Genomic DNA, 14,628 nt, shown 5'->3' on the forward strand with positions numbered 1-14,628 from the left:
ACTGGTGGCCTACGACTTCGCATGCACCGGCCGCTACCCGAAGGCGCAGCCATCAAGTCCGCGGTGTTCACTCGTCGCGAGGGCATCTGGCAGGTGGCGCTGTCTGTAGGCGTCCCACTAGCGGCAAATGATGACGCCCAGCCCGTCGGGATCGACGTCGGCATCGAGCATCTCGCTACCAGTTCGAACGGCGTGCATCATGCGAACCGCCGACCGGGCGACCGGCGCGCACGTGCGGTACGCCGCGCGCAGCGGGCGCTGGCTCGCTGCAGGCGCGGCTCGAAGCGGCGCCGCAAGGTCGCAGCTAAGCTTCGGCGCGAGCAGCGCCGGTTGCGCAATGACCGTTCGACGCATCTGCATGGGGTGGCGAATGCCATCGTGCGTGAAGGCTCGCTGGTGTTCGTCGAGAAACTGAAGTTGAAGAATATGACCCGTTCGGCGCGCGGTACGCGCGAAGAGCCGGGCACGAATGTCCGGGCCAAGTCCGGTCTGAACCGGGCGCTGCTCGATGCCGCGCCCGGCCGCCTGATCACGTTTCTGCGCTACAAGGCTGAAAGGGCCGGTGGCATGGTGATGGAGGTCGATCCCAAAGGAACGTCGCAGCTGTGTTCAAGCTGCGGCGCAACAGTGGCCAAGCCTCTCTCAGTGCGGCGTCATCGCTGCGCTTGCGGCGCAGATCTGCAGCGGGATCACAATGCGGCGATCAATATCTTGCAGCGCGGCCTCGCCGCGCACGGGGCGGCTAGGCGTCCCGGGGAACCTAACGTGGCCGATTGCGGCGTGCGTGTTCCCGGAACTGCGGAACCGCTAGCAGCATAGCTGCAGCGACCGTACCAGGATGGTTTGTGCGGATCAGATGTCCACACGGAAATCCGAATAGCCAAAAAAACAGGAAGGAAAATACCATGGATGGAACCTCTGGCCTTAGCGTGAAGCCCCAGGAACTGGGCGCTGCAGCGATTGTGCAGGGAAGCATCTTCGCACTCGTTACCGGCGGGCTTGCCGTGGCCCATTACTGGGCCTCATTCACAATCGCAGCCGGTATAGGCTAAGGCTCCGGCCGATATGCCAGATAGAACCCCTGCTTGCGGTTATACCGCCCGCCTCAAGCGTCACGGCGCGCAGATCCAGTCGATCTGCGAAGCCGTGATCGAGGCTGCCGCTCTCGCAGGGGCATCTGGCAATGAGCGCATCTCGGCAGCGAATGAAGCGCTGCCAGACGGCACCGGCTGGATCTACCGGCAGGATGCGAGGACATTCGCAGAACTCGGATTTGACGACCTTCAATCGCTCTCCAGAGCACACGAGGAAGTCCTGAAAGCTCTCGAGGCGGCCAACGCCGGAGATGCAACGTTGGCAGAGATGATCGCCAAGGAGCAAAAGCTGCTCGCGCGCATGCTCTGGCTCCAGGAACTCGCCTATCGAGGCGAAGACCCGCTAGGATCACACCAGGTAGACATCGACCCGCTATCCCTGCGGCTGGTAGCCGCTCTCGCCGACACGGCAGAAGGGGATTATCTCGAAGACCAAAGCGGCCCGATTTTCGAGATGTCGGAACTCAAGATCACCTCGAACAACCCTTCGAGGCAATCGCGCGAGAAAGCCGCAAAGCTGATCCGCAATCTCGTCCGTCAAAGCGAAGACAGCTACGACGAGACAGGTGAGCTGGAATTCATTTTCTGGTTCGAACGGTCAGGCGACGCCATGATCTCGGAGCTGCGGCTTTTTGTCGAAAACGGCACGGCGTCTTGCGCATTCTCTCCTAGCAGCAAGAACTGGTCCATCAGCAGCTATGCCGTGACCCTGCAAATGAACGTGACAGAGACAATCGCCTCGGCCTTGCATGGACAGCCTATCGAGCGACTGATCGACCATCCGGCCGCACTGGGCCTCGGCATCATCCTGGAGCAGCGAAATACACTCAGCATATTCGCGCATAACGGCTGGACCGGGCAGAGAACGCTCGTCACCGTTTGAAAACGGGCGAAAGCAGGTTGGCTCCTCAAACCGGAAAACCGATCCTAAGATAGAGCAAAGTCCACCCCAGAAACTTTAAGCCCCCGAACTCGCCGAAGCGAGCCGGGGGCAGACCCTTCGAAAGTCTCAAGAACGGAGGGTCGCCGGTTCCGCTAGCTACAATGGTTAACGCTGGCAAGGCAAAATTCGCATTTTAGGTTTGCTGATACAAACTTTTTTGCCGATCCGACATTTCGCCCCTCAAAACCAACGGAAGGTCGCATTTTGACACCTGAGCCTTTCGACCTGCCTTTCGACGAGTTCCTCCAGAACGGCTCCGATCTCGACATCGATCCGATCTTCGCAAAGCCTTTTGAAGCGCTGCTGGCCGATTACTGCATTGAACCGGCCGGCGTCAGTAAGCCATCGGTCTTCGTACCTGGCATCATGCTAGTCGAGGTGCGCTCGGGCATTATCGCGATGCGCGAACAGAACGCGATTGGCGGCTACCTCGGTTGCGACCTTGCCTTGTTGCCGGATTGGCGGGGGAGGGGGCTCGGCGCCGAGATCGTCATCGCAAGGTGCACGCTCGATGGTCAGAACCCAGCAGCCCAGCTCGATACCGCAGCTTATTCACCAGCAGGGCAGGGCGCGCATTGGTCAGCCTGGAGGCAGGTGCAAGATAACCCTGACCTGGCAAGCGCGTGGATACAAAAACCCGCCCTCGGGTAGGCATCCAAGGGCGGGTCAATGACGCTTATCCTTCGGCCAAAGGACGAGCAGACGTGTCTTGGTATTTTAGGCAGCCAGTTCCTCAAGCGCGAACAGCGTGAAGAAGCGCGAGGAGGTCAGCAGGCGAGCTGCGCGATGCTCTCCCGGAATCGCCTTTAGGATCTCGGCTTCGCTTGCAGCGCCAAGTGCCGAAAGCGATCCGAAGTGGGAGATGAGACGACGGGCGAGCGAACTTGCCTCGTTGCCGATGAAGCTACCGAGCGCATCGGCCAGAATGGCGCGCTCCTTTGCAGCAGCAATGCCAATCCGTTCATTGTCGTTGCTGCGGCGTGACTTCAATGTGCCAGCCATGAATGTGCCTCTGCTGAAAAGGCGCATCCGAGCACGAAGACGGGTGCGAAACCGCATCGGCTGGAACGAGTGTGCTGCTTGTCGATCCGCTGCGAGGCCAACCATATTGTTCATGCTCTGTGTGCCTTAGAAACCGTAGTCGGTGGTTCATTTCTGGCAGATCGAGTTCGCCTGTCGCCAGGAGCGCCTTTCACTGACGCGCAACTGGTCGACCGTCCAAAAGGACGAATTCGGCTGCCTGCATTCTTTGTGTTTTACCCGGCCACGGTTTTCTCAAGAACGGAGGCCTGCGGTAATTTTTAAGGCTGGTCTCGATCTGTCCGGGATCTGACCAGCGCCTGGCGCTTAGAGCGTCCCCGGCGAATTCATGCCTGCTAGTTTCATACTGATGCCCCCGGGAAACGAGTTCCCAATGTGTTTACGACCCCGAGGTTCTTTGTTGCGTGAGATCACTCAGGGCAGATGAAACACCCAGACCGACCAGAAGAAGCATCATAATCAGCACGGCCAGAAGTACGATCATTCCAACCGTCGCCAACGGACTTCGCTTCCCGCTCACGAACCTCGACACGAAACCGGTTGGCTCTGAACTGACACCGCTATCACCGGAGTGAGGGAGCGGGAGGATATCAGTATGCAGCGTTCCTGCTTCGTGAGGCTCTTCTAGCCGCTCATCCTCAGCGCCGTGAAGGCCCTGCGGATCATATGTGTTTTGGGTAAACCCGTCCTTAACCTTAATCCACGCAGCGACAAGCTCACGCCTATTGCTCGCACGGAGCACTTCGCGGGCCTTGCGGATACGCTGCTCGACCGTCGAGGGCGCAATGTCCAATTCAAGCGCTATCTCCTTGGAAGTCTTACGTTTTACCAAGAGATTGAGCACATCGAAGTGGATGTCGCCAAGGGCGTTAGGATCGGTCTTCTGGGGCATATTTAGAGGGGCTCTGCAGCCAAAATTTGCTCCGTGGCATTACGCCAATTTGAATTACAGAAATGCGTTATCGAAACGTCAATTTTCGCCCAATGTGATAAAAACTATCATATGGTTTCGACCATCGGGTTCCATCCTGAAACCGCATTTTTCTCGCGATTGCAAGCCCCCCGGCTTGCGGGCGCCCCCCTAACAGGGTTTTTCAGCTAAGGGTTTAACAAAGGACACTTTTTGGTTGTCTTTTGCGCTCTGCGCTTTCCGAAATTGCATATGACACTGCCGCTTTTGAGCGGTGGAAAACGTATCCAAAGAAGGAAGGGAAAACGATGGCAGCTGCAGCGAGCAAGACTGGTAAGGCTTTTGCCGGTCGCATTGAAAGATTCCTTTCCGGCCCCAGCGCTGACGGCTTCGCGATCGTGAAGCTGACCACCCGCAGCGGCAACCTCACGATCAAGGGTCGCGGCACGCTCGCCTCGTTCCGTGTAGGGGAGGCCATTCAGGGCAAGGGCACGGTAACCGTGCACCCGCGCTTCGGCACCCAGATCGATGTCACTGACGCCTGGGCTGCAGACGAAGGCGCAGCAGGTCTTACACGCTGGATTGCCGAAGCTGGCTTTGAAGGCATCGGTCCGGCCCGGGCCAAGCAGATCGTCGAAAGCCTCGGTGCCAACGCGCTCGAGCAGATCGTGCAGGGCACCAGTGCTGCACGTTCAATCCTTGCCGCGCGCTTCCCTGCCGTGCAGGCCTACCTTGCACCGCGTTACGCCGAAGCTACCGCCGGTGCGCTCCTCGCGTCCTATGGAATCGGCAAGACCATGCGCGACAAGGTCTATGCTGTCTTCGGCGCCGAGACGATCCAGATCGTGAAAGAAGACCCTTACGCGCTCATCACGCGCGTTGAAGGGATCGCTTTCAAGACCGCCGATGATCTTGCCAAGGCCGCAGGCATCGACACTGCATCGAGCTCGCGCATTCTCGCAGCAGCCGTAGACGCGCTTCGCACCGAGGCAGACGAGGGCCATAGCTGGACTCCTTTGAGCACGATCATCTCCCAGGCTGCTTCCAGAACCGGCCTCTCTGTGCGCGAGGTCGCCGATCTCGTCGCTGAGGAATGCCCCGATGGCGTTGCGATCATCACTATCGGTGATGGCGAAGACTGCGTTCGTGGCTGGGCCATCGACAAGATCGCTCGCCGCGAGGAAGCTCTCGCTCGCCGCCTTCTCCAGATGACCCGTCGGGACAAGGTGATCAGCAAGGCTCATGCCGAAGATCTCGTCGCCCGCCATAGCGCAGCGATCGGCATCGAACTGAACGAACAGCAGCGCATGGCTGCCATCACCGCGCTGTGCGAACCTGTCGCGATCATCACGGGCCTGCCCGGAACGGGCAAGACCACGGTCCTTGAGGTCATCACGCTTGCATGGAAGGAGCTGCGCCGCGCGACGCTTCTGGCATCTCCTACCGGCAAGGCTGCCCAGCGCATGGCAGAAGCTACCAAGCTTCCCGCTGAAACCGTCCACCGGATGCTCGGCGTCGAGGATGGCCAGTTCGTCCATAACGCATCGAACCCGCTCGACGCGCAATCGATCGCTATCGACGAGAGCTCCATGCTCGATATCTCGCTTGCTTATTCGATGGTCTCTGCTGTTGGCGGCGCCCAGCTCCTTCTTCTCGGAGATCCAGAGCAGCTGCCCTCGGTCGACGCTGGCCGTGTGCTTGGAGACCTGGTCGACACCGGCGTGATCCCAACGGTCCGCCTGACCGAGGTCCGCCGGCAGGCTGAGGGTTCGCTGGTCGCTGCAGGCGCTGCAGCAGTTCGTGCTGGCGAGATGCCCGAATGGGGGCCCGGCCTTGAGTTCGTCGAGGTCAACGACAACGAAGATATCGCCAACGCCGTACTAGCCCTTCATGCCGCGGAAACCGCGACAACGGACGATGTCCAGATCCTTGCACCGGGCCACGCAGCCGAATGCGGCACGCGCGCGCTCAACGCCGAACTCTCCAACAAAGGCAAGGGGCCGAGCGCCCGCGTAGCAGGCGGTGCCGAAGTCTGCGTCGGAGACAAGGTCATCCAGACGATCAACGACGGCGAACGTCAGGTCTTCAATGGCGACACCGGCGTAGTCGTAGCCATCGATGTGTCGAGTGCGGCTATTACCGTCGAGATGTGCGGCCCGACCCCGCGTACCCTTGAATACACCGGAACCAAGCGCGGAGATCTGGCGCCCGCATGGGCCCTATCGATCCACAAGGCGCAGGGCTCCGAATACGAGACTGTCATCATCCCGATGACTTGCTCGCACTGGCGCCTGCTTCGCCGCAGCCTGATCAACACCGGTATTACCCGCGCAAAGAAGCGCTGCATCATCGTTGGCCAGAAGAGGGCGATCCGCCAGGCAATCGCCAATAATGATGCCCGCAGCCGCAGGACACGCCTTGCCGCTTTGTTGAACCGGTAAGACGTTTCGCTTTCGACTGGCCCATTACAATTTCAGCAATGGGCCATTTCCCTAACATTTGTTTATTTACAATGCTCTTCGCCTGCCGTCCTATGGGGAGGGGCTGCGTCTTTGCTTTGTATCGCGAGGGCGTTCATCAGACGGGGGTCAGATAGTTCATGAAGAAAATTGCAATCATGGTCGCGCTTGTCGCCGCTGGACTGTGTTCGATCTGGTATTTTGTATCGCCAGCATATGCGGTCGAAGGATTGGCGACCGCAGTAGTCGACGGAGACCGGACCAAGCTCGAGGAAGGCGTCGATTTCCCGCGGGTGCGCGAATCCGTGAAGAACCAGATCACGGCAAAAATGCGTTCCGAGATGGATTACGATAATCCTCTGGAACTGGCTGGCGCAGCCATGGCATCGAAAATGGTCGAGGTCATGGTGGACGAATTTGCCACTCCCGATGGCATCATCGCATTCGTGAACAAGAAAATGGAAGACGAAGAGGCCAGCGGCGTCAGTTTCAACATGGACAAGTTCGAGATCGACCGCGCCGACTTCAACCACTTCAAGGTTCGGCGCAGGGACGCGAAGGACAATACCCATTTCCTTTTCGAGAGGGACGGCATCAATTGGAAACTCGTCGACTTCGTCGTCGATGAAGAGCCTCCGGCAAATTTTGCCAGCTGATGCGCGCGTGGCTCCTCAAAGCTGAATTCGCCGTCATCCTGCTTATCCAGGTGGCAGCCGTGATATCGGCCATTCGCTTTTTCGCCACCTAGCCAGCGACAAACTCAAACACTCCACCCAAGGGCCGCTTTTGCGGCCCTTTTCTTTTGCCCGGCAGAAGGAGGTCCGATGACCGGAAAGACACTGGTTGCACCACCCGACTGGCTCGCGATGCTGCTCATCGCACTCCTGTTTCTTGGCATCGCCGAGATGCCTAGCGGCTTCGGCCTGCTGATGAGGATCGCTGTCACGGGCTACGCCCTTTACACGGCGCTGCGCGTCTTCATGCTCGACGGAAACCCCATGGTAGGATGGGCCTTTATTTTCACGGCGCTTCTCTATAATCCTGTTTTCAGGATCGCAGCCGATCGGGAAGCGTGGATTCTAGCAAATATCCTCACATTGTTTCTCGTCGCAGCTGAACGATTTGTCACGAAACGCGTTTGACCCCTTGGACACTCATTTACGGACACTCTTGCAAATGACCATAAAGCCGCTTCCCATCGCCTTAGGGGCGTTGGCGCTGCTTTCCCTGTCGTTTCTCGGGCTGCCCGGAGACATGGGCGGAAGCGACATATACGTCCGCGTCTTCATCACCAGCTATAGCGCCTACATGGGTGCCTGGTACGTATCGACGTCCCTGATGCACTCCGCGTTCTTTGCCGGCGTAGCAGCCTTGTACAATCCATTTATGGAAAGCCCGGACGGCATCCTGATTAGCACTATCGCGACCGTGCTCGCGTGCGTCGTTATCGGCATTGACCTTATCTGGCGGAAAGCCTCAGAAGGCTGACAAGGCCGCCCATCGGCTGCCGATCTCGGCCGACGGAGAAATATCTCGATGCCAAGACGCCTACGAAGACCGATCCCCGGCCGACAAGCCGGGCGACGGAATTACAGGCGAGGGGGGCTGCCCTCCCGAAACTCGCCCGCCAAATACATTGCACTTGCCGCAGCTTTCGGCCTCGCGATCGGGCTTGGCAGCATTATGATCCAGCCCGGCGGCACTGAAGCAATCGGGCAGAAGGTAAAGCCGTTCGCGGTTCGATGGGGCCTGATCCGCGCAAGATCGCCGCAGCCGGGTGACTACTGGAACAATTGCGATGAAGCTCGCGCGGCCGGCACGGCGCCGATTGCCAGCACAGAGCCTGGATACAGGCAGGGGCTCGACGGCGACTATGACGGGATCGCCTGCGAACCCTATCGGAAACGCTGAACTTAAAACCCTTGGGATGAGCATCCATGAATAATGCCCCGAAACCGGAACCCGGCGACAACTCGATCGATCTGCCTTGGGCGGTCGTTGCTTTCATGGTCGCAATCAACGTCGCCGCGGTACTCGATTGGCCTTACGGTTACTTCCAGTTCCTGCGCCTCGCGAACACAGGCTTCGCGATCTTCATGGCCTACCGGCTCTTTCTCTCAAGACCAGGCATTCTGCCTTGGGCGTTCTGCGCCGTGGCCGTGATCTTCAACCCGGTGCTACCGCTCGCGTTCGAGCGCGAGATCTGGATGCTCATCGATCTCGCTGCCGCAGCCTTCTTTGCCATCACCGGCATGCTCAAACGGAGGCTCTGAACGCAATCAAATGCAGCTGCGGGCGCGCAATTGCGCAGTTCAGGGTGCTTTTGCGATGAGATATCGGTTGTCGCGCAGTTCCGCGAGATCGCGTTCGACGAGAACCTGCGCCGCCCGATAGGCCGTCTTCGGCGTCACATCGAGCGCACGGGCCAGCTCGAGCCGGTTCACAGGCCCAATGCCATACGCGAACTTCCACGCATCGAAGGCTCGTGAAGATGCGTACAGGTCCTCGAGCAACCTCTCGGCGTCATTAAACGCCTTATGCAGGTCGATAACGTCCTGCCAGATCTCTTCAAAGACGTTGGCCATATTCATCTGAAGAGCATCACTGATCGACATATCTGGAAGGCGCTTGAACAGGCGCGGGGATATGATCCCCGGCACCAGCAAAGGCGCCTTTGCCAAGCGAAATAGCTCCGGCCGCGATGCAACCGCCAGACCAGCTGCCCACATGCTGCTACCTGGCCCCGGTCTGAGTTCGCCAGTCTTCACGAGAACATTTTTCTCATTGGGTCGATCATGAACTGCCCGACCAGCGGAGAATTCAGCTTCTAAATAGGCAGAGGAACCCTCCCGGAGTGAGTGAACGAACTCATCCAGCACAGACAGAGGGTCACTTGTCGGCAGATACTCGTCGAGCTTCTCGCAAAGATAATCGACGTTGACGAACTCAAGCGAGAAGCGCTCACGATAGTTCTTGGCCCGCATGACGCGAGCAGTGTCGCGGGACAAAGAAGCAGTCAATCAACATAACCTCCTGATAAAATGCCATAGAATTCTGAAATCAGTGCATCATATCTTGGCACTTGGAAATTCCGGCTTCTCAAGTACGTCAAAATAGACGACGCTGAAGCGGTCCATAGATCGGTCGGAGTATTCCGGTGATCGAACGAAAACCGCCTCGAATCGCCACGCCCTCTGCGGCGGCGCTGAAAACTGGTGCAGAACTGTACGCGGTGTTCCGGCGTCATGTTTCGCTGGAGGGCCCACTGTCAGCAGCGTCGGTGGCCGCAATCTGCGAAGAAACGGGGCTCGGCGCGCGCCGAGTTCGCGAACTCGCCCGTCGGTTCCGGGAGCATCCTATAGCGGAGAGCCTCGCACCGCAGCCAAAGGGGCCTAAGCCCGGAACAAGGCATGCGCCGCCCGAAATCCTCACGGCGATCGACCAGGAGATCGAGGAGATTTTCCTGCATCGTCCGCGACCCAGCGTGCGGGAGGCTGCCAACCAGATTCGCAGCCTGCTCATTGCGGACAACGGCGATTACCGGTTCAAGAGTGGGGATGTCCCGAGCGTTCGGACCATCGAGCGGCTGATCGGGGAGATCAGCTCGCCGCAGCTTGCGCGCTCGACCATGGGGTCGAAGCGTCGGACGGCATATGAGCCGCATCCGGGCCAATACCAAAGCCGCGGGTTCCTGGACCTCGTGCAAATGGACCACTCGCCGGCCAACGTCATGCTCGTCGATAGCGTGCGCCGCGAGGCCTTGGGGCGACCGTGGGTTACGCTGCTGATCGAGGTCTGGAGCCGCTGCATTCTGGGGTTCTATGTGAGTTTTGGGGATCCATCGATCTTCCGTTGTGGCCGGGCGGTGGCCAATGCGCTGCTCCCCAAGCCGCCGTTGCTGGCGCATCTCGGCATGAATGATGACTACCCGATGCATGGGTTCTTCAAGCGGTTGCATGCCGACCATGCGGGATCTCACCGGGCAGAAGTCTTTCGAAGCGCCTGTCACGCCTACGGGATCGATCCGGACATTCGGCCGCGTGGTCCGGCCCATTTCGGTGGGCACATCGAGCGCCTGATCGGTACCATGTGCGAAAAGATGCTGCTGTTGCCGGGTGCCACCGGCGGTGACGTCACGAAGCGCGATGGCCACGACGTCGAAGCGGCCGCCACCATGACGCTGGAGGAGTTCGAACGCTGGTTCATCCGGGAAATCTGCCGCTATCACCATACGCCGCATGAGGGGCTCGGAGGGATCGCACCAACACAGATGTGGCAGGAAGGAGCGGTCGAACACGGTACCCTCGTGCCCGTGGGGGTCGACGTTGCGCAATTGATCCGCCGGTTTCTGCCATGGGTCGAACGCACCATAACCGCGAGCGGGGTGAGGATCGACCATCGGCGGTACTGGCACGAGAGCTTTGCGTCGCGGATTGGACTCAAGGTCATGATCCACATTGATGAACGCACCATCCAGGAGGTCTATCCGCAGATCGATGAAGCCCTTGTCGTGGCGTGTGTCGTCGGGTCCTACCCGCAGGTCACCAAGCTGGAGTGGGATGCCGCTGCTGCAGAGCGCCGCCGCCGCGGGGCCGCCTATCATCACGGCGGCGGCGAAGCCGAGATTGCCCGGCTCGTCTATGCCAATCGCCAGGAAGTGCGGGCCTCGAAGATCCGGACCCGGCAGCAGCGCCAGGGGCGCAAGCGGCTCGAGCGCGAAGGTGTTTCGCACGCACCGGCGCTGCCAGCGGGCACTTCTGCAGCCGGTACAAGATGGCTTCCGCTGGAGGAACTGGGAGAGGTGGAATGGCTCAAGCCGATAAGCGAGGGGTAGCCTCGGCGGGTTCGCTGCGGCAGGCCTTCTGGATCGATTTCGACGAAGCACGTGCGCATGTGAATACGCTGGTGGGGCTGGCCGGCGAGGATCCGGATGACCGACCAACCTGCGTTGTCCTGGTCGGACAGTCGGGGATGGGCAAAACATCGATCCTGAAGGAAGTGGGTCGGCGGATCGAGTTGGCCTATCCGGAACCAGCGGACTGGGGCGATGCGCGCTACATTCCGATGCTGCGTGCGGTCGTACCCTCGCACCCGACATCGCTGCGGATCAACCTTGCGTTGTTGTGGAAGCAGGGCTGGCCGCTCACCCGCCGCACGCACCAGATTGCTGACCTCAAGGTAGCCGAACTGCTGGGTGAGCAAGCGACCAGGCTGGTTGCAGTCGACAATGTCCATGCGGTGCTTACGTCCAGCGGACGGGCGCGGCGCGATGCGCTGGATTCGTTCCGCTTTCTCATGAGCGAGGGAAACGTCCACATGGTGGTAGCTGGTCTCGATATCGCCGCCGATATCTTCAGCGACGATGCCGAATTGGCCTATCGCTCGATTATCCTGCGCCTGACGCCCTGGCCCCCGGGTGCGCCTTCGCAGCAGCTGATCCGGGTCCTGGCGCGCGGCATAGGCCTGAGCGAGCCGGACCGCTTCGCCGAGCCGGAAATGGCCGAATTCATCTGGCGCACCAGCCACGGCGTGACGGGCAATTTCAAGCGCCTGCTGCACTGGAGCCAGCGGGTCGCGAGGGACACCCACGGGCGCGAGCATGTCGAATTATCGGACGTCTACGAGGCTGCTCGGTTGTTTCCCTGCTATATCGATCGGTGAGGCGGGAGGAGTCGAAGAGGGACCCGTCGCCGCTCGCCTACCGGGTTCTGCCGCAGCCCGAGGAATTCTTCGATTCGTGGCTCGATCGGCTTGTTTCACGTCACGATACGACGCGCACCGGCCTGTTCGAATTTCTTGGCCTCGAGCCGGGGCTTGCCCGCCACGATCTGGGCGGCGGTCAGGAAGTTAGCGGGCGCGCGGAAGCGGGTGCGGCAATCGATCGGCTTGCCTGGGCGGTGCAGTGCGAGGTGTCCGTGGCGCAAGCCACCCTCATTCCGGCCAGCGGCGCGTGCCTGCTGCCGCTGCGCGGGCGCCATTATGGCTGCCCACAATGCTGGCTCGAATTCTACCTGGCAGGCAAGCCGCTGGTGATTCTGCGCGAATGGGCGCTTCGGCAAAGCTGGCTCTGCCGCAAGCATGAGGCCTTGCTGGTCGACTTGCGCAATGTGCCGCGCCGCGCGGATGGGGTGATCGATCTGGCTTCACTGCGCCGCCTTGCAGCGATGGCAGTACGTGCACTTGAGCTGCTCGGATTCGCTGAACCCCGTCTGCTTGCCAACCGTCATGCCGCGCTGAAGCTGTTGGGGCAGGGCGCTGCCGAGCGCCCGCCGCCCGGGCTTGATGCCTACATGCGCGAGTTCAGCGCGAACCGTCTCCACGTCGTGCCTGCCCGCACGTTGCTGCTGGCCCATGCCCATTGTCACGACCGGCGCTTGCCGCGCCGTTTTGCCGGGACGTTCGCGTTGCTTGCGAGCCCCGGGGCAGAGCTGCCAACCATGCCGCTCCCTGGGACGGCGATGACGATGGCGATGCTTGCGGTCACGCTTCGCCGGGTTCATCGTCATCGGCTACGCAAGCAGTATCGTCGGCTTGAGGCGGCAGCGCAGCGGCTGAGCGCGTTCAGCTATCTGGCGCGGGTCGACCGCGACGGACCTGACTGGCGCCAGCGCGCCTTGCATGCCCTGGGTGTAGAGAGCCGACAGCGGCGGAGCCGTGGAGAAGCGCTTGCGAGTCTCCGGCTCGCCCGGGATTTGGCGAAACGGGCGGAACAGCGGCGTCGGCCGCGCTGGGACAGCGAACCATTCGATCCGGCTTGCTGGGGATTTGCCCTTCCGACAGCACGCGCGCTCGAATGGGCCGTCGCCAATCTCGAAGCGAAGGGTGAAAGCTCGCCCGCAGCATCAAATCATCAAAATTCGCCCTGAGAAGCCCGTAGAGCGCGCTCGGCGTGTCTGCGCACCCCAACCCTATCCAGTCCCCGTTTTCGCGCTGTACGAGGCATTTCCGGGGAAATTCAATTTCACTAATAATGTCAGATAGATAGCTGAATTTCCGCTGTATTCCCGGATTTTGCTGCATCACGCGGCGATGACATAGCGGCGGAAGGCGTTGCCTTGAGTGATCTCGCGCAGGAGGTGCGCCTTGCACGCTTCGGCGATGAGCCGAGTGGTCGCCTGCCGCGATAGCCCCAAGGCCTTGGCTGCGCGCGCGGCGGTGAGCGAGGGGCCGGCACCGGCGAGCAGGGCGAGGGCGCGCAGGTGCGACGACTTGCGCCGCGTTGCACAGGCGACCTCAAGCTTCGCCAGCCACAGGCGCAACCGCTGGTCGAGGCGGACCACGGCCGTGCCGCCTGCGCCAAGCGCTTCGAGCCAGGCGAGACGGCAGCGCTCGTCGCGGGCGTGGGTTGTCAATTCGTCGAGGTCGTCGTCAGTGGCGCCGGTCAGCAGCGCGCGCCAGGGGGAGCGGTTGTGGTTGAGGCCGATCGCGGCAATGCCGCCGGCGGAGAGCTTGCCCTTTGCCAGCGCACAGCGGTCGGCCAGCATCGCGCCGATCACGACGCTGCTATGGGGTAGGGGGGCGGCGCGGGCGAACGACGCGGCGAGATCGGCGCTCGCGATCAGGCGGGGGAGCGCCGACAGACGCGCGGCTTGGCGCGCCCAGACCTCGAGGCGGGTGTCGGCGATTTCGAGCGGGGCAGGGGAGGGCCAACCTTCTATCGCCGGCTCGTCGGTCTTGAGCCACGCCCGGATGGCATCGGCAGTGGGAATGGCGCTCCAGGGGGGCTTGCGCTCGAAGGCTTTGACAAACGCGAAGGGCCAGCGCCGCCACGCGCGCGGACCATAGCCGTAGTTCATCGCGAGCTGTTCTGGTATGAAGCTTTCGCCTTCGAGCCAGCCCAGCGCCTCCTGCTCGGCGCTGCGAATATGGGCGATCAGGATCGCCGGTTCGGGGAACAGGGCAAGCCTCTCCTCGGCCCGGGCCAGCGCTTCGCGGGCGGCCCCGTGGGCGTTCAGGATGACACTCGAAAAAATCCCTGACATGCACGGGATAACAGTGCATTGAGTCTCAATTGTCAATTTAATATGCAGTTAAGGTGCATGTGGCGGATACTACTCCATACCCGCTTTTTCCATAATTTGATGTTATGGTAATTCCGGGCTTGCGCCAAAGCGCGATTTTGCCCACTCAAAGCGCCATGCAGCTCGCAGAAACCGCTCGTGCTCGTCGCGCCTGATCGGC

Annotated in this window: 17 protein-coding genes; 13 read left to right on the top strand and 4 right to left on the bottom strand. The window is 60.7% G+C overall.

Going from position 1 to position 14,628, the window contains the following annotated elements:
• The 4 genes from KIH45_RS18380 to KIH45_RS18395 all read left to right on the top strand — a co-directional run.
• On the top strand, positions 1 to 819 hold an 819-nt coding region (locus KIH45_RS18380; RefSeq protein WP_213177412.1), incomplete at its 5' end, for an RNA-guided endonuclease InsQ/TnpB family protein.
• Positions 820 to 905: 86 nt separating this feature from the next.
• Positions 906 to 1,052, top strand: coding sequence for a hypothetical protein (locus tag KIH45_RS18385; RefSeq protein ID WP_213177413.1), 147 nt, complete (start codon positions 906 to 908; stop codon positions 1,050 to 1,052).
• A 13-nt stretch (positions 1,053 to 1,065) separates the two neighbouring features.
• Entirely contained in the window at positions 1,066 to 1,977 is a 912-nt protein-coding gene (locus tag KIH45_RS18390) for a hypothetical protein (protein WP_213177414.1), read from the top strand.
• Between the two features lie 264 nt (positions 1,978 to 2,241).
• The gene (locus KIH45_RS18395; protein ID WP_213177415.1) at positions 2,242 to 2,688 is read left to right on the top strand and encodes a hypothetical protein; all 447 of its coding nucleotides are present in this window, start codon (positions 2,242 to 2,244) and stop codon (positions 2,686 to 2,688) included.
• Positions 2,689 to 2,754: 66 nt separating this feature from the next.
• On the opposite strand, the gene KIH45_RS18400 is transcribed toward KIH45_RS18395, so the two are convergent.
• Together KIH45_RS18400 and KIH45_RS18405 are read right to left on the bottom strand one after the other, a co-directional pair.
• A complete protein-coding gene (locus KIH45_RS18400; protein WP_213177416.1) occupies positions 2,755 to 3,039 on the bottom strand; it encodes a hypothetical protein in 285 nt (94 codons plus the stop codon).
• A gap of 418 nt (positions 3,040 to 3,457) precedes the next feature.
• Positions 3,458 to 3,970, bottom strand: a complete 513-nt coding sequence (locus KIH45_RS18405) for a helix-turn-helix transcriptional regulator (protein WP_213177417.1) — start codon at positions 3,968 to 3,970, stop codon at positions 3,458 to 3,460.
• Positions 3,971 to 4,296: 326 nt separating this feature from the next.
• Between KIH45_RS18405 and recD2 the strand changes: the two genes are divergently transcribed.
• The 6 genes from recD2 (at position 4,297) to KIH45_RS18435 (ending at position 8,720) form a co-directional block, all read left to right on the top strand.
• Entirely contained in the window at positions 4,297 to 6,429 is a 2,133-nt protein-coding gene (gene recD2 / locus KIH45_RS18410; RefSeq protein WP_213177418.1) for an SF1B family DNA helicase RecD2, read from the top strand.
• Between the two features lie 158 nt (positions 6,430 to 6,587).
• Positions 6,588 to 7,103: a DUF2939 domain-containing protein gene (locus KIH45_RS18415; protein WP_213177419.1), complete on the top strand. Its 516-nt coding sequence runs from the start codon at positions 6,588 to 6,590 to the stop codon at positions 7,101 to 7,103.
• A 168-nt stretch (positions 7,104 to 7,271) separates the two neighbouring features.
• Positions 7,272 to 7,589 carry a DUF6804 family protein gene (locus KIH45_RS18420; RefSeq protein ID WP_213177420.1) on the top strand — a complete coding sequence of 106 codons (318 nt, stop codon included), beginning with the start codon at positions 7,272 to 7,274 and terminating at the stop codon, positions 7,587 to 7,589.
• A 34-nt stretch (positions 7,590 to 7,623) separates the two neighbouring features.
• On the top strand, positions 7,624 to 7,935 hold the full coding sequence (locus KIH45_RS18425; RefSeq protein ID WP_213177421.1) for a hypothetical protein: 312 nt from the start codon (positions 7,624 to 7,626) through the stop codon (positions 7,933 to 7,935).
• A gap of 195 nt (positions 7,936 to 8,130) precedes the next feature.
• On the top strand, positions 8,131 to 8,358 hold the full coding sequence (locus tag KIH45_RS19250) for an excalibur calcium-binding domain-containing protein (RefSeq protein WP_225900039.1): 228 nt from the start codon (positions 8,131 to 8,133) through the stop codon (positions 8,356 to 8,358).
• Positions 8,359 to 8,384: 26 nt separating this feature from the next.
• Positions 8,385 to 8,720 carry a DUF6804 family protein gene (locus KIH45_RS18435; protein ID WP_213177423.1) on the top strand — a complete coding sequence of 112 codons (336 nt, stop codon included), beginning with the start codon at positions 8,385 to 8,387 and terminating at the stop codon, positions 8,718 to 8,720.
• A gap of 39 nt (positions 8,721 to 8,759) precedes the next feature.
• Here the strand turns inward: KIH45_RS18435 and KIH45_RS18440 are convergent, their stop codons facing one another.
• Positions 8,760 to 9,431, bottom strand: a complete 672-nt coding sequence (locus KIH45_RS18440; RefSeq protein ID WP_213177424.1) for a hypothetical protein — start codon at positions 9,429 to 9,431, stop codon at positions 8,760 to 8,762.
• Positions 9,432 to 9,604: 173 nt separating this feature from the next.
• Between KIH45_RS18440 and KIH45_RS18445 the strand changes: the two genes are divergently transcribed.
• The 3 genes from KIH45_RS18445 to KIH45_RS18455 are packed head-to-tail and all read left to right on the top strand — an operon-like array spanning position 9,605 to position 13,313.
• The gene (locus tag KIH45_RS18445; protein ID WP_337925509.1) at positions 9,605 to 11,281 is read left to right on the top strand and encodes a Mu transposase C-terminal domain-containing protein; all 1,677 of its coding nucleotides are present in this window, start codon (positions 9,605 to 9,607) and stop codon (positions 11,279 to 11,281) included.
• The gene (locus tag KIH45_RS18450; protein WP_213177425.1) at positions 11,254 to 12,108 is read left to right on the top strand and encodes a TniB family NTP-binding protein; all 855 of its coding nucleotides are present in this window, start codon (positions 11,254 to 11,256) and stop codon (positions 12,106 to 12,108) included. The genes KIH45_RS18445 and KIH45_RS18450 overlap by 28 nt, the downstream gene beginning before the upstream one ends.
• Positions 12,105 to 13,313 carry a hypothetical protein gene (locus tag KIH45_RS18455; RefSeq protein ID WP_213177426.1) on the top strand — a complete coding sequence of 403 codons (1,209 nt, stop codon included), beginning with the start codon at positions 12,105 to 12,107 and terminating at the stop codon, positions 13,311 to 13,313. Before KIH45_RS18450 ends, KIH45_RS18455 begins: the two co-directional genes overlap by 4 nt.
• Before the next feature lie 153 nt (positions 13,314 to 13,466).
• On the opposite strand, the gene KIH45_RS18460 is transcribed toward KIH45_RS18455, so the two are convergent.
• A complete protein-coding gene (locus tag KIH45_RS18460; protein ID WP_213177427.1) occupies positions 13,467 to 14,429 on the bottom strand; it encodes a MarR family transcriptional regulator in 963 nt (320 codons plus the stop codon).
• Positions 14,430 to 14,628 lie beyond the last annotated feature (199 nt).

The organism is Croceicoccus gelatinilyticus (assembly GCF_018398395.1).
In the GTDB taxonomy this organism is placed as follows: domain Bacteria; phylum Pseudomonadota; class Alphaproteobacteria; order Sphingomonadales; family Sphingomonadaceae; genus Croceicoccus; species Croceicoccus gelatinilyticus.

Coding starts and splice junctions, on each gene's coding strand:
- KIH45_RS18385 (WP_213177413.1), top strand. CDS start 906: ATGGATGGAACCTCTGGCCTTAGCGTGAAGCCCCAGGAACTGGGCGCT.
- KIH45_RS18390 (WP_213177414.1), top strand. CDS start 1,066: ATGCCAGATAGAACCCCTGCTTGCGGTTATACCGCCCGCCTCAAGCGT.
- KIH45_RS18400 (WP_213177416.1), bottom strand. CDS start 3,039: ATGGCTGGCACATTGAAGTCACGCCGCAGCAACGACAATGAACGGATT.
- KIH45_RS18405 (WP_213177417.1), bottom strand. CDS start 3,970: ATGCCCCAGAAGACCGATCCTAACGCCCTTGGCGACATCCACTTCGAT.
- recD2 (WP_213177418.1), top strand. CDS start 4,297: ATGGCAGCTGCAGCGAGCAAGACTGGTAAGGCTTTTGCCGGTCGCATT.
- KIH45_RS18415 (WP_213177419.1), top strand. CDS start 6,588: ATGAAGAAAATTGCAATCATGGTCGCGCTTGTCGCCGCTGGACTGTGT.
- KIH45_RS18420 (WP_213177420.1), top strand. CDS start 7,272: ATGACCGGAAAGACACTGGTTGCACCACCCGACTGGCTCGCGATGCTG.
- KIH45_RS18425 (WP_213177421.1), top strand. CDS start 7,624: ATGACCATAAAGCCGCTTCCCATCGCCTTAGGGGCGTTGGCGCTGCTT.
- KIH45_RS19250 (WP_225900039.1), top strand. CDS start 8,131: ATGATCCAGCCCGGCGGCACTGAAGCAATCGGGCAGAAGGTAAAGCCG.
- KIH45_RS18435 (WP_213177423.1), top strand. CDS start 8,385: ATGAATAATGCCCCGAAACCGGAACCCGGCGACAACTCGATCGATCTG.
- KIH45_RS18440 (WP_213177424.1), bottom strand. CDS start 9,431: ATGCGGGCCAAGAACTATCGTGAGCGCTTCTCGCTTGAGTTCGTCAAC.
- KIH45_RS18450 (WP_213177425.1), top strand. CDS start 11,254: ATGGCTCAAGCCGATAAGCGAGGGGTAGCCTCGGCGGGTTCGCTGCGG.
- KIH45_RS18460 (WP_213177427.1), bottom strand. CDS start 14,429: ATGTCAGGGATTTTTTCGAGTGTCATCCTGAACGCCCACGGGGCCGCC.